Raw genomic sequence first — 12,869 nt, 5'->3', positions numbered from 1 at the left:
GGTATTTGTGCTGACTAGACCCGGCGGAGGGCGAAGATGCGGAGGTCGCGGGTGGTGCGGTCGCGGTAGGCGGCGTAGGCGCCGGTGATGTCGACGAACCGGGCGAAGACGGCGTCCTTGTCGGCGGGCTCGACCAGGGTGGCGTCGACCGGGAGCCGCTGGCCTGCGATGGTGACGGTCGCGGCGGGGTTGGCCAGCAGGTTGGCGGTCCAGGCCGGGTGGTGTTCCTGACCGAAGTTGCTGCCGATGACGTACAGCACGTCGCCGTCGTGCACGTGCAGCAGCGGCTGGGTGCGCGGTTGGCCGGACTTGCGCCCGATGGTGGTCAACAGGATCAGCGGCGCGCCGATCGGGCCGAGCACGGTGTATTTGGCGTCGGTGCGCTCCAGCACCGCGCGATCCAGCGGGGTGAGCTTGCGGATCAGCCAGGAGCCGGGCTTGGTCGCGGCGAACTTGTTCGCGACGCGGGAAACTGCGGTCGTGCGTGAACCCCATTGCCGGGTCGGAAACTGCTGAGCCATGTCCGGGACTATATCGGCGATCGGTGCTGCCGGAGACCCGTGCGAACCCCGGTCGCCGGGTGCAGCGATGCCGAGTGAGCCGATCATGGTGCCGCAAACGGACGACCGTGGGTGACGACGGTCTCGCGGGGGCGTCCTGATTGCCGGTTGTTCACTAAGCTCTGAACCATGGCCGATCACGCTTCATCCACCGTGTACATCGCCTCGCCGGAGGGGGACACCGGGAAGTCGACGGTGGCACTCGGGGTGCTGCAGATGTTGTGCGCGACCACCGCGCGGGTGGGTGTGTTCCGCCCGATCACCCGGTCGACCACCGAACCCGACTACATCCTCGAACTGTTGCTCGAGCACAGCACCGCCGACATCGACTACGCGCAGGCCACCGGCGTCACCTATGAGCAGGTGCACGCCGACCCGGATGCCGCGATCAGCGAGATCGTGATGCGCTTTCACGAGGTCGCGAAGGTGTCTGACGCGGTGGTGATCGTCGGCAGCGACTACACCGATGTGGCCAGCCCGAGCGAACTGCGCTTCAACGCCAGGATCGCGGTGAACCTCGGGGCACCGGTGCTGCTCGTCGTGCGCGGCTCCGGCCGCACCCCCACCGAGGTGAAGCATCTCGCCGAGCTGTGTGCCAGCGAGCTCGCCCTCGAGCACGCACAGTTGGTCGCGACCATCGCCAACCGCTGCGACCCGGCCGCGCTCGACGAGATCCGTTCCGCGCTGAGCGGATTCGACGTCCCGTGCTGGACACTGCCCGAGGTGCCGTTGCTGATCGCGCCGACGATGGCCGAACTGTGCGGCGCCATCGACGGCGAAATGTACAGCGGCGAACAGGAATTGCTGCAGCGCGAGGCGCTGAAGATCATGGTCGGCGGCATGACGGTCGAACACATCCTGGAACGCCTGGTCGACGGCGTCGTGGTGATCGCGCCGGGTGACCGATCCGACGTGCTGCTCGGTGTCGTGAACGCCCATGAGGCGGAGGGCTTTCCGTCGCTGTCGGGCGTCATCATGAACGGTGGCATGCTGCCGCATCCCGCGGTGGCCAGGCTGATGACCGGGTTGAAGCCGAAGCTGCCGATCCTCACCACCGAGCTCGGCACCTACGACGCCGCGAGCGCCGCCTACCGCACCAGGGGCCGGATGTCGGCGGGCAGCCCACGCAAGGTCGACACCGCCCTCGCGCTGATGGAGGAGCATGTCGACGCCGCGGAGTTGTTGCGGCGCATCGAGGTTCCGCTCACCTCGGTGGTGACGCCGCAGATGTTCGAGTATCAGCTCATCGAGCGCGCCAGGGCCGACCGCAAGTGCATCGTGCTGCCCGAGGGCGACGACGACCGGATCCTGCGCGCGGCGGGACGGGTGCTGCAGCGCAAGATCGCCGACCTGGTCATCCTCGGTGACGAGTCGGCCGTGCGGGCCCGCGCCGCCGAACTCGGCGTCGACATCTCGGCCGCGCAGGTGCTCGATCCGCGCACGTCCGGCTACCTGGACGACTTCGCCAAGGAGTACACCGAACTCCGCAAGCACAAGGGCATGACCGTCGAGCGGGCCCGCGAAACCATGTCCGACATCTCGTATTTCGGCACCATGATGGTCTACAAGGGCATCGCCGACGGCATGGTGTCCGGTGCCGCGCACACCACCGCGCACACCATCCGGCCGTCGTTCGAGATCATCAAAACGGTGCCTGGCGTGTCCACCGTGTCGAGCGTGTTCCTCATGTGCCTGGCGGACCGGGTGCTCGCCTACGGCGACTGCGCGGTGGTCCCGGATCCGACCTCGGAGCAGCTGGCCGATATCGCGATCTCCTCGGCGGCCACGGCGTCCCGGTTCGGCATCGAGCCGCGGATCGCGATGCTGTCCTATTCGACCGGCGAATCCGGCAGCGGCGCCGACGTGGACAAGGTGCGGGTGGCGACCAAGCTGGTGCGCGAGCGTGCGCCGGAACTGCCGGTGGAGGGCCCGATCCAGTACGACGCGGCGATCGAGCCGACCGTGGCAACCACCAAGCTGCCCGATTCCGAGGTGGCGGGCCGGGCAACGGTTTTCGTGTTTCCCGACCTCAATACCGGCAACAACACCTACAAGGCGGTGCAGCGCAGCGCGGGTGCGATTGCCATCGGGCCGGTGCTGCAGGGACTGCGCAAGCCGGTCAACGATCTGTCCCGGGGTGCGCTGGTCGCCGACATCGTCAACACGGTGGCGATCACCGCGATCCAGGCGCAAGGCGATTGACGGTGTCTTTCGCGACACAGCGGCATTCCGGCTGGAACAGCGGCCGCGCGGCCGTGGTTGCTGAGAGAGTGCGGGATCGCCGGACGACGGCGATCCGCGGGACACGGGAGGCATGATGACTGCGGCGTCCGACGACCAGGTGCTGGTGATCAATTCCGGCTCCTCGTCGATCAAATACCAACTCCTCGACCCGGAATCGGGCGTGGTGACCGCGTCCGGCATCGTCGAGCGGATCGGTGAGGACGACGGCGGGATCGAGCATCACGCCGACGGGAAAACCACCGAGCATCGTGGCCGGATCGCCGATCACACCGCTGGGCTGCGGCTGGTCTTCCAGATGTTCGCCGACACCGGGCACGACCTTGCCCAAGCGGGCGTGCACGCAGTCGGGCACCGGGTGGTGCACGGCGGCGAGGTCTTCTACTGGCCGACGCTCATCGACGACGACGTGGTCGCCGCCATCTCGGACCTGTCTTCGCTTGCCCCGCTGCACAATCCGGCGAACGTGGCAGGCATCGAGAGCGCGCGGGCCTTGCTGCCGGACGTACCGCAGGTCGCCGTGTTCGACACCGCGTTCTTCCACGGCCTGCCCGACGCCGCCAAGACCTACGCCATCGACGCGAAAGTAGCTGCCGCGCACGGTATTCGGAAGTACGGCTTCCACGGCACCTCACACGAGTACGTCGCAGGCCAGGTCGCCGAGCTGCTCGGCCGCGACCCGGCGGACCTGAATCAGATTGTCTTCCACCTGGGTAACGGCGCCTCGGCCTCCGCGATCCGCGGCGGCAACGCGGTCGACACCACGATGGGCCTGACCCCGTTGGAGGGTCTGGTGATGGGCACCAGGTCCGGTGACATCGATCCCGGCATCGTCGCGCATCTGATGCGCTCCGCGCACCTGGACATCGACCAGGTCGACACCCTGCTGAACCGCGACTCCGGCATCAAGGGCCTGTCCGGCGTCAACGACTTCCGTGAGTTGCAGCGCCTTATCGACAGCGGTGACACCGCGGCCCGACTCGCCTACGACGTCTACATCCACCGCCTCCGCCGCTACCTCGGCGCCTACCTGATCGACCTGGGCGGCGTCGACGCCATCACCTTCACCGCAGGCGTCGGCGAGAACAGCCCCCAGGTCCGCGCCGACGCCCTGGCAGGCCTGTCCCGCTTCGGCATCGAAGTCGACCCAACCGCCAACACCGCGAAAGACCGCTCCGCCCGCCGCATCTCACCCCCAGGTGCCGAGGTAGCGGTCCTCGTCGTACCAACAAACGAGGAACTCGCAATAGCCAGAGCCGCCCGCCAGGTAGTAGCCGAATCATCCTGACCCCCGGGCAAACCCGCACCTAGGCCTGGCCAAAAAACTCGGAGAGGCGGCGGCGCCCGGTCGGCGGGGAAAGACCGACCGGGCGGGACCTGCCGCCGGAACGGCTGCGCACCGACCGTGGTTCGGCCGCCGCATGCCTTGCCGGAGGGCAGTCCGGTGGCGGGGACCTGGGTCAGCCGAGGGCAGGCTGGGCAGGTGGCATGCGGTGGCCGGGTGGGTGCGGTGCGAACTCGATCCGGTAGCGAGCATGCCGGAGTGATCATGAGGTTTTCGTGAGGGTGCTAGACCCAGGTCTTGGCGCGGATGGTGTTCGCCAGGTCGACCAGGGCGTAGCGGTGGTTGCGTCCGGGGGCGCTGCGGGCCAGGGCGCGCAGGCCAGCCTCGGTGCCCGCGCGGAGCTCGCGCTCGGTGAACGGTGCGCCGAACAGGCTGGCGTCGGGGCGTTTCGGGGTGTTGCCCGCTTGCAGCCAGGCCAGTGCGGCGCCGAGCACGAGAACGCGCATCTGGACGGCCCTGCTTTCGCCGGTCGGGAGGCTCTGGACTCGGGATGCGGTGACGTGCAGTGTCGACTCGTCGAGGTCGGCCACCGGCGCCGCGGTGAGCAGCAGGAGCACCGCGGTCATCCGCGCGGTGGTGAAATGCCGTGAGGCGGCGGGTACTTCGTCGAGAGCATGCACGGCGTCGACCACCCGTTCGGCCGCGGCCAGCTGCCTGGCCAGGCCGAACGCGGCGCTCACCACCGCACGGTCGGTGCGCCACACGGTGGCGTAGAACTTCTCCGCATAGTCACGCCACTGTTCCGGGTCCGGCGAATCCCAGTTCTGCAGTACGAGTTCCGCGGTCGCGGCCAGCGCCAGTTTGGGGCCGATCTCGCCGGGCAGCACCTGCAGCACGTCGTCGAAGAGGGCGAACGCCTTCTCGTACTCCAGGTCGAGCAGCTGCGCCAAGCCTCGGAACCAGCTGACGCGCCAATCGTTTTCGGGCAGCCGGGTCAGCAGATCCAGCACCGCGGCCGACTCGCCGAGGTCGAGTCGCATTCGCGCCTCGGCCAGCGTGATCTCCAGATCCAGTGTCTCGGAAGGAGTGTCGGGATCGGCCCCGGCGCGCTCGCGGGCTGTCCGCAGCGCCTCCAGCGACCGCGCAGGCTCGGGGTGGACGGTCGAGGCAACCAGTGGCGCGGACGGGTCCGCCGCGTCGATCAACGGGACGGGCAGCGCCGCAACCACATCCCGCGCGATGAGCTGCTTGCTGCGGGCGTGACCGTCGGCGTAGGCGTCGGTCTGGCTGATCAGTTCCTCGGTGCCGAAGCTGGCCCGCGGCGGGCTGAACACCGTCGACAGCTGCGGGTGTTCGGTCGCGGTCTCCATCGCCAGAATTTCCCGCAGCACGCCGGACAGCTGCGCGGACATGGCGCGGGCGGAGGGGAATCGGCGTTCGGGATCCGGGTCGGTCGCACAGAGCAGCAGCCGGTGGAAGAATTCGTAGCGCGCCAGCACCGGATGGTCCGCCGGATCGGGAATGCCGTCGAGATACCGTCCCTGTTCCATCGGCATCTCGACGGTGAGCACGGCAAGGGTGCGTCCGACGGTGTAGATGTCGGACGCGACGGTCGGCCCGGTCTTCGCGATCTCCGGTGCCTGGAATCCTCTGGTGCCGTAGAGATTTCCGTACGACTCTATGGTGGCGACGGCGCCGAGGTCGATCAGCTTCACCTGGTCTTCGGTGACCATGATGTTGTCGGGCTTGAGATCGTTGTAGGTCAACCCGATCGAATGCAGATAGTCCAGCGCGGGCAGGATCTCGAGCAGGTAGGCGATCGCCTCGGCCACCGGCATGCGGTGCGGCCGCTCGTAGGAGTTGAGGATGTCGCGCAGCGACCGGCCGCCGACGTACTCCATGACGATGTAGCCGATCGGCGCACCGTCGTCGTCGGTGTGCTCGACGAAGTTGTGGATCTTGACGATGCTGGGATGCGCCACCTCGGCGAGGAATTGGCGCTCGGCGACGGCGACGGCTTGCGCCTCGGCGTCGCCGGTGTGCAGCAGGCCTTTCAGCACCACCCAGCGATCGCTGACATTGCGGTCGATCGCCAGGTAGATCCAGCCCAGCCCGCCGTGCGCGATACAGCCCTGGACCTCGTACTGCGCGGACACGATATCGCCCTCGTGCAGCGACGGCCGGAAATCATAAGCGGCGCCGCAGGTTTCACAGGTACCCGCAGTAACCGCAGGCCGGGTGGCGCTGGACCGTCCGACCGGATTGCCGCACCGCCAGCAGAACCGTTTGCCTTCGGAGACAACAGGATCGGACAGCACGGCGGCGCGCGGATCGGACGGCGTGACCGTCGGGATCGGCACCAGCCCACCGCCGAGCTTGCGCACGGTCGGCCGGGACCGCGCCGTGCGCACGCTGCGACCCGAGGTCCGCATCGTCGCCGCGGAATCCGGTTCGGAGTCGGTACGCCATGCGCCGACAACGGTTTCCGCCGAGGCCGATGGCGGCGTCGCGCTCGGCCCGCGCCAGCCCCTGGCGAGCTCCGTGTGCGCCGCGGCCGGATGCCTGCCGCGCGCATTCGGCGGCGTTGAGGTGTCGTCCTGGTCGGGGGTCGGATCGTCGTCAGCTGTGTTCATCTGCCGTCAGTCCAGATAATTCGGTGCGGGCGGCCCCGGCGACGGGCCGAGGACCGACAGCCACCGCTGGTAGATGCGATTCCAGGTGCCGTCGTTGCGGATACGGTCGAGGGTGCCGTTCACGAAGCGCACGAGGTCGTCGTTGCCCTGGGAGATGCCGATGCCGTACGGCTCGACGCTGATGCCGTCGCCGACGACCTGGGTGTAGGGGTCCTGCGCGGCGAGCCCGGCCAGGATGGCGTCGTCGGTGCTGACCGCGTCGACCTGGCGCTGCTGCAGAACGACCAGGCAGTCGGCCCAGGTCGGCACGGTGAGGACGGTCGCGGCGGGTTGGTCGTGCCGGATGTGGTCCAGCGACGTGGTGCCGCGCACGATGCACACCCGCTTGCCTGCCAGGTCGGCGATGCCGTCGATGCCGGAGTTCTTCATCGCGAGCACGCGTTGATTGGCCCGCAGGTACACGGTGGAGAAGGTCACCTTCTGCCGCCGTTCGCAGGTGATCGTCATGGTTTTCGCGACGATGTCGACGGTGTGGTTCTGCAGCGCGTTCTCCCGGTCGGCCGAGCCGAGGCTGCGCCATTCGATCAGGTCCGGGCTGCCGAGCAGGTCGCGGGCGATCTCCCTGGCGATGTCGGCGTCGAAACCGACGATGGTGCCGCTGATCGGATCGCGGAAACTGAAGAGGTTGCTGCCCGCGTCCAAGCCGACCACCAGTCGTCCGCGGGCGCGGATCGCATCGATCGCGGGCCCGCGGATCCCGGCGCCTGCCGGGCGCAGGCTGGCCGTCGGGTCGCCGCACTGCTGTCCGGCCGGCGTCGGGATCGGCGAATCCGTCAACACCGGAACAGCTTTGGCAGGCAGCGGGGGATCGGTGTACTTGACCGTCTTGGTCGGCAGCCCGGACGGCGCCTCGCTGGTACAGCCGCCGACCAGCGCCACCGCGGCGATCGCGACGGCGACGACGGCGCGCCCCGGTCTCACCGGTACTCCCGAAGCCGAGGCCAGAGCCCGATGCCGACGCAGCCCGCCGCGATGATGCCGAGCACCAGTGCGCCGGGGGCCATGAAGTCGAGCGCCCTTGCTGCCCGGGAGATGTTGTCGCGCAACGTGTCCCGTGTCTTGTTGATGCCTTGCTCCAATGCCTTGTCCAGCGCGTCCACCTGGGCGGTCGCATCCGCGGCGCCGGGGCCGGTCGCCACCGCCGCCGCGCCGTTGTAGTCACCGCGCGCCAGCGTGCCGTTCATCCGCTGATGAGCTGCCCGCCAACGGCCGAGCACCGGAATAGCATTGCGCACATCCGCGGCGGCGGGCGCGGAACTCGGGTAGCCGCCGAGCAATTCGGCGAGGCGGGTGATGTTCGCGTCGAAGGTCCGGTCGTAGTCGCCGGTCGCGTCCCTGCTCACCAGCTTCAGCGTCTCCGCCGAGCGCGCCTGCTGCGCCAGGATCCGGCTCTCGGTCAGCCGCGAGGCAGGCACCGCGCCGTCGTCGCGGCCGTGGATCATCGACGCCGCCGACACCGACCCGGCGAGCACCGTCCACGCCAGCAGGATCAGCACTGCGCCGGAGGCCAGCAGCAGCCCGGGATTGAACATCCGCCGCCACCGCTTCGCCAGATCGATCTGGCCCCACACCAGCGCCGCCGCGGCGACGAGCAACAGCACGATGGCGGTCCACGGCGGCCGGACGTGGTTGCGCTGTGCGTCGGTCACCGCCGCCGAGCGCCGGTTCTGCAGCTCTTCGGCCATCGGCAGCACCGTGGTCTGCATCTGGTTCGACGCTTCGCTGAGATACGCGGCGCCGACCGGATACCCGCTGCGATTGTTCGTCCGCGCGGTCTCCACTACCCCCGTGTACACGGGCAGGCTGGTGGCAATTCCGGTGCGTAACTGGGTATCCGCGTCGTCGACGCGAACGACGGACGGTCCGGCGGCGCGCCCGGACTGGGCGACCAATTCCGCGGCGGCCTCGCCGATCGCCTGGCTGTAGCGATCACGAACCGACTGCGGCTCCAGCCCGCCCGCGATGAACGCGGTGCTCGCCGCCGCGTCGGCGATGGACAGCGACGTGTAGAGCCGATGCGCCGAATACGCGTCCGGTTCCGTGTCGTCGAGGAGCACGTCCAGTGCTTGCTGCCGCTCGCCCACTGTCGCGGCGGTCACCCACCCGGCGGCCACGCACAGCCCGATGAGCAATAGCCCGATCGCGATCAACCGTCCAGGCGAGGACTTGGCGAACAGACGCAACCGGGTCGGGTCGAGTTGTTCACGGAGGACCGTGCTGCGCAGGACGGCAGGGCTGTCCCTGGCGCCTGGCTCGGCGGTCACTGACGGCTGAAGCAGTGCCGTCGTCTGCTCGGTCCGAGCCATATCCACCTCCCCAGTCTGGGCCGCATTCGCCGATTTCTCGACGGGATCGACCGGATAGCCGATCGCTCTGTGTCAGTTGTCGCGGAGTTTATTGTGGTCGTAGTGGTGCCGCGGCGTGTGAAACACCCCTGATTGGCAGTGTGACGTGGCATCCGGGCTGCTGGATGAGGATGGGTGCGAATGCGTGGTGACGGTGACGGGTGGTCGCGCGACCCCGATGGATTGCGGCGGTGGGGTCGGTTCGGCGCCGCCGGACTGCTGCTGCGTGCCCCGCTCGCGGTCGGCGGATCCGCGGTGCTGATGCAGCATCGCGCGCCGTGGAGTCATCAGGGCGGCACCTGGGCGCTGCCAGGCGGCGCGCGCGACAGCCACGAGACGCCGGTGCATGCCGCGGTGCGTGAGGCATGGGAGGAAGCGGGTATCAATCCCGCCGATGTCCGGGTGCGCAGTGAGCGGGTGACCGCGTCCGTGCCGAGCGGCTGGACCTACACCACGGTGGTCGCCGATGCCGTGACGACCCTGCCGACCAGCCGAAACCGGGAGAGCTCCGAGCTCGCCTGGATTCCGGAGGCCGAGGTCGACGCCAGGCTGCTGCACCCGGGGTTCGCCGCGGCATGGCCCGCGTTGCGCGCCGCTCCCGCCCGCGTGTGCCCCGACGAGCTCGCGGCCGACCGCGCCGTCGCCGCCGCGCTGCCGCGCACGGTCGACCTCGCCGACCAAGGATTCTTCTGGCTGCACACCGATCCCGACGGGCCGGGCGACTGCGTCCGGATCGTCGATCCCGACGCCGCGTCGCACAACGGTGCCGCCGTCGATTCGGTGCTCTCGCTCACCCGAGGCCAAGTGCTGTCCTGACCCGGTCGACGGGATTCGCTTCGGCCGGAGCACGAGGCTCACGAATTCGCGAGCAGCACCGATTTCAGTTCGCGTGCCGCCGCCTGCGGGTCGTTTGCCTCGGTGATCGCGCGCACCACGACGACGCGATCCGCGCCCGCCGCCAGCACATCCGGCAGTTTTTCCAGGTCGATGCCGCCGATCGCGAACCATGGCCTGGTCGGATGCGCGTCCGCGGTGGATCGGACCAACTCGATGCCAGCGGCCTGTCTGCCCGGCTTGGTCGGGGTCGCGTACACCGGTCCGGTGCAGAAGTAATCGATGTGTTCGTCGATTGCGGCGAGCCCGGCCTGCGCGCGGTTGTGGGTGGAGCGCCCGATCACCACGTCCGGTCCGAGGATGCGGCGCGCGTACCAGGGCGGCAGGTCACCCTGCCCGAGGTGCAGGATGTCGGCGCCCGCGGCGAGCGCGATGTCGGCGCGATCGTTCACCGCGACCAGCGCACCGTGCCTGCGGGCCGCCGCCTTGAGCTCGGCTAGCGCGCCCAACTCGGCGCGCGCTTCCAGCGGGCCGTACTTCGCCTCGCCAGGCGAACCCTTGTCTCTGAGCTGGATGATGTCGACTCCACCCGCGAGCGCGGCTTCCGCGAACTTGGCGAGATCGCCCTTCTCCCGTCGGGCGTCGGTGCAGAGATAGAGCCGAGCGGTGGCCAAGCGCTCCCGTGGCGATGCGGGTCGATGGGGGTGGGAGGGTTGCACGCCCTCGACCGTAGCCGCGCTAACGTGGTGATGCGAACGGCGGCGTGAGAGGCAGGTGGAGCGAATGCGGACACTGGCCGTCGTCGGTGGCGGCGTCATCGGTCTCGGTGTGGCCTGGCGGGCCGCCGAGGCGGGCTGGTCGGTCAGCCTGTTCGATCCGGCCGTCGGAACCGGCGCCTCCTGGGTCGCCGGCGGCATGCTCGCGCCGTTGTCCGAGGGCTGGCCGGGGGAGGACCTGGTGCTCGCGTTCGGCGCCGCGTCGCTGGCGCGCTGGCCCGATTTCGCCGCCCGGCTCGAAAAGGCTTCGGGTGTCTCGGTCTTCGTCGCCGACTCGACGTTGACCGTCGCGCTGGACGCGGCCGACGCCGCCGATCTGCGCACGGTCGCCGACTGGGTCGGTGGCCGTGGTCACGAACTCCAGGTCGTTGACCGGGCAGGCGTGCGCGCTGTGGAGCCGATGCTCGCGCGCACGGTGCGGGCCGGGCTGCACGCGCCCGAACCCGCGATCGACAATCGACGCTTGCTCGCCGCGCTGCGCCAGGCGGCGGAGACGGCGGGCGTGCGGTTCCATGCCGAATCGGTGGACGCACTGGCCGCGCTCCCGCACGATCGGATCGTTCTCGCCGCCGGTGCGGCCGTTGCCCGGCTGTGGCCTGGGCTGCCGGTCCGCCCGGTCAAGGGTGAGATCTTGCGCTTGCGCGCCCGCCCAGGCGTTGCCCCCGCGCCGAGCCGGGTGGTCCGGGCCAGGGTGCACGGACGCGCGGTCTACCTGGTGCCCCGCGCCGACGGAATCGTGGTCGGCGCAACACAATACGAGGCAGGTTTCGACACCGCGGTGACCGTCGCCGGTGTCCGTGACCTGATCGCCGACGCCGAGGCGATCTTTCCAGGCATCGGCGAATACGAGCTGGCCGAGGCCAACGCGGGTTCGCGACCGGGCACCCCGGACAACCTGCCGCTGCTCGGCCCACTGACCGACCGGGTGCTGGCCGCCACCGGCCACGGCCGCAACGGCATGTTGACCTTGCCGCTCACCGTGGACGCGGTGCTCGCCCAGCTCGCCGGAACACCGTTGCCCGAGGCGGAACCCGCCGACCCGCAACGTTTCTCGACGGCGCACCCGTCGTCGCCCTTGTCATCCGCAGGAGGTATTCGATGACTTCGACATCCATCCCCATCGGCGTCACCGTGAACGGCACCGATCACGAGTTCGCCGAAACCCTCACGGTGCGTGAGCTGCTCAGCAGGCTCGAGCTGCCGTCGCAGGGCATCGCGCTCGCGGTGGACGGCGCGGTGTTCCCGAAGTCCCGCTGGGACGAGCCGGTCGGGCGCGGGTGGCAGATCGAGGTGCTGACGGCGGTCCAGGGTGGCTGAGGATTACGCGCCGCTGCGGATCGCGGACCGGGAGTTCGGTTCTCGGCTCATCATGGGTACCGGCGGCGCGGACAACCTGGCCGTGCTCGAGGAGGCGCTGATCGCCTCCGGCACCGAGCTCACGACGGTCGCCATGCGCCGCGTCGACGCCGCGGGCGGCACCGGCGTGCTCGATCTGTTGAAGCGCCTCGACATCGCGCCGTTGCCCAACACCGCAGGATGTCGCACCGCCGCGGAGGCGGTGCTCACCGCGCAGCTGGCCCGCGAGGCGCTCGGCACCGAATGGGTCAAGCTCGAGGTGGTCGCCGACGACCGGACCCTGCTGCCCGATCCGATCGAATTGCTCACCGCCGCAGAGCAGTTGGTCGACGACGGTTTCGTCGTGCTGCCCTACACCACCGACGACCCGATCCTGGCGCGCCGACTGGAGGACGCTGGCTGTGTCGCGGTGATGCCGCTCGGGGCGCCGATCGGCACCGGCCTCGGCATCGGCAACCCGCACAACATCGAGATGATCGTCGCGGAGGCGAAGGTCCCCGTCATTCTGGACGCGGGCATCGGCACCGCAAGCGACGCCGCACTAGCCATGGAGCTCGGCTGCTCAGCGGTCCTGCTCGCCACCGCGGTGACCAGAGCGCGGCAACCCGAAGTAATGGCCGCGGCCATGGCGGCCGCCGTGCGCGCCGGCTATCTGGCGCGCGAGGCAGGCCGAATTCCCAAGCGCTTCTGGGCACAGGCGTCCTCGCCCGCCCGCTGACCTGGCCGATTGCCGAAAGGCGGCCGCTCAGGGGGTGGTCCGCCTTTGGTCAGGGTTTCGG

At 69.4% G+C, this 12,869-nt stretch carries 11 protein-coding genes; 6 read left to right on the top strand and 5 right to left on the bottom strand.

Going from position 1 to position 12,869, the window contains the following annotated elements; translation table 11 throughout:
* Nucleotides 1-14 precede the first annotated feature (14 nt).
* Complete coding sequence (locus tag ACGFNJ_RS02110) at nt 15-521, bottom strand: nitroreductase family deazaflavin-dependent oxidoreductase (protein ID WP_393442411.1); 507 nt, start codon at nt 519-521, stop codon at nt 15-17.
* A gap of 168 nt (nt 522-689) precedes the next feature.
* Between ACGFNJ_RS02110 and pta the strand changes: the two genes are divergently transcribed.
* Together pta and ACGFNJ_RS02100 are read left to right on the top strand one after the other, a co-directional pair.
* Entirely contained in the window at nt 690-2,762 is a 2,073-nt protein-coding gene (gene pta / locus ACGFNJ_RS02105) for a phosphate acetyltransferase (RefSeq protein WP_393442409.1), read from the top strand.
* 115 nt (nt 2,763-2,877) lie between these two features.
* Nucleotides 2,878-4,089, top strand: coding sequence for an acetate kinase (locus ACGFNJ_RS02100; protein WP_393442407.1), 1,212 nt, complete (start codon nt 2,878-2,880; stop codon nt 4,087-4,089).
* Between the two features lie 281 nt (nt 4,090-4,370).
* On the opposite strand, the gene ACGFNJ_RS02095 is transcribed toward ACGFNJ_RS02100, so the two are convergent.
* The 3 genes from ACGFNJ_RS02095 to ACGFNJ_RS02085 are packed head-to-tail and all read right to left on the bottom strand — an operon-like array spanning nt 4,371 to nt 9,085.
* A complete protein-coding gene (locus tag ACGFNJ_RS02095) occupies nt 4,371-6,719 on the bottom strand; it encodes a serine/threonine-protein kinase PknG (protein WP_393442405.1) in 2,349 nt (782 codons plus the stop codon).
* 6 nt (nt 6,720-6,725) lie between these two features.
* The gene (locus tag ACGFNJ_RS02090) at nt 6,726-7,700 is read right to left on the bottom strand and encodes a glutamate ABC transporter substrate-binding protein (protein ID WP_393442403.1); all 975 of its coding nucleotides are present in this window, start codon (nt 7,698-7,700) and stop codon (nt 6,726-6,728) included.
* Nucleotides 7,697-9,085: a hypothetical protein gene (locus ACGFNJ_RS02085; protein ID WP_393442401.1), complete on the bottom strand. Its 1,389-nt coding sequence runs from the start codon at nt 9,083-9,085 to the stop codon at nt 7,697-7,699. Before ACGFNJ_RS02085 ends, ACGFNJ_RS02090 begins: the two co-directional genes overlap by 4 nt.
* A 180-nt stretch (nt 9,086-9,265) precedes the next feature.
* Between ACGFNJ_RS02085 and ACGFNJ_RS02080 the strand changes: the two genes are divergently transcribed.
* Nucleotides 9,266-9,940: an NUDIX domain-containing protein gene (locus ACGFNJ_RS02080; protein ID WP_393442399.1), complete on the top strand. Its 675-nt coding sequence runs from the start codon at nt 9,266-9,268 to the stop codon at nt 9,938-9,940.
* Nucleotides 9,941-9,978: 38 nt separating this feature from the next.
* Here ACGFNJ_RS02080 and thiE read toward each other — a convergent pair whose 3' ends face one another.
* Nucleotides 9,979-10,677 (bottom strand): thiamine phosphate synthase, encoded by a 699-nt coding sequence (gene thiE / locus ACGFNJ_RS02075; protein WP_393442397.1) that lies wholly within the window; start codon nt 10,675-10,677, stop codon nt 9,979-9,981.
* A 64-nt stretch (nt 10,678-10,741) separates the two neighbouring features.
* Here thiE and thiO point away from each other — a divergent pair, with 64 nt between their 5' ends.
* The 3 genes from thiO to ACGFNJ_RS02060 are packed head-to-tail and all read left to right on the top strand — an operon-like array spanning nt 10,742 to nt 12,808.
* Entirely contained in the window at nt 10,742-11,836 is a 1,095-nt protein-coding gene (gene thiO / locus ACGFNJ_RS02070) for a glycine oxidase ThiO (protein ID WP_393442395.1), read from the top strand.
* Nucleotides 11,833-12,051: a sulfur carrier protein ThiS gene (thiS, locus tag ACGFNJ_RS02065; protein ID WP_069164765.1), complete on the top strand. Its 219-nt coding sequence runs from the start codon at nt 11,833-11,835 to the stop codon at nt 12,049-12,051. Before thiO ends, thiS begins: the two co-directional genes overlap by 4 nt.
* On the top strand, nt 12,044-12,808 hold the full coding sequence (locus tag ACGFNJ_RS02060; protein ID WP_393442393.1) for a thiazole synthase: 765 nt from the start codon (nt 12,044-12,046) through the stop codon (nt 12,806-12,808). The genes thiS and ACGFNJ_RS02060 overlap by 8 nt, the downstream gene beginning before the upstream one ends.
* The last annotated feature ends 61 nt before the right edge of the window (nt 12,809-12,869 follow it).

Origin of the sequence: Nocardia sp. NPDC049149, assembly GCF_043197455.1 — a bacterium.
Classification (GTDB): Bacteria; Actinomycetota; Actinomycetes; order Mycobacteriales; family Mycobacteriaceae; genus Nocardia.
The sequence above is the reverse complement of the archived record's forward strand: the minus strand, read 5'-3'. Positions and strand labels throughout refer to the sequence as shown.

Excerpts from the sequence above, each read along its gene's own strand:
- ACGFNJ_RS02110 (WP_393442411.1), bottom strand. The coding sequence starts at position 521 with ATGGCTCAGCAGTTTCCGACCCGGCAATGGGGTTCACGCACGACCGCA.
- pta (WP_393442409.1), top strand. The coding sequence starts at position 690 with ATGGCCGATCACGCTTCATCCACCGTGTACATCGCCTCGCCGGAGGGG.
- ACGFNJ_RS02100 (WP_393442407.1), top strand. The coding sequence starts at position 2,878 with ATGACTGCGGCGTCCGACGACCAGGTGCTGGTGATCAATTCCGGCTCC.
- ACGFNJ_RS02095 (WP_393442405.1), bottom strand. The coding sequence starts at position 6,719 with ATGAACACAGCTGACGACGATCCGACCCCCGACCAGGACGACACCTCA.
- ACGFNJ_RS02085 (WP_393442401.1), bottom strand. The coding sequence starts at position 9,085 with ATGGCTCGGACCGAGCAGACGACGGCACTGCTTCAGCCGTCAGTGACC.
- ACGFNJ_RS02080 (WP_393442399.1), top strand. The coding sequence starts at position 9,266 with ATGCGTGGTGACGGTGACGGGTGGTCGCGCGACCCCGATGGATTGCGG.
- thiO (WP_393442395.1), top strand. The coding sequence starts at position 10,742 with ATGCGGACACTGGCCGTCGTCGGTGGCGGCGTCATCGGTCTCGGTGTG.
- thiS (WP_069164765.1), top strand. The coding sequence starts at position 11,833 with ATGACTTCGACATCCATCCCCATCGGCGTCACCGTGAACGGCACCGAT.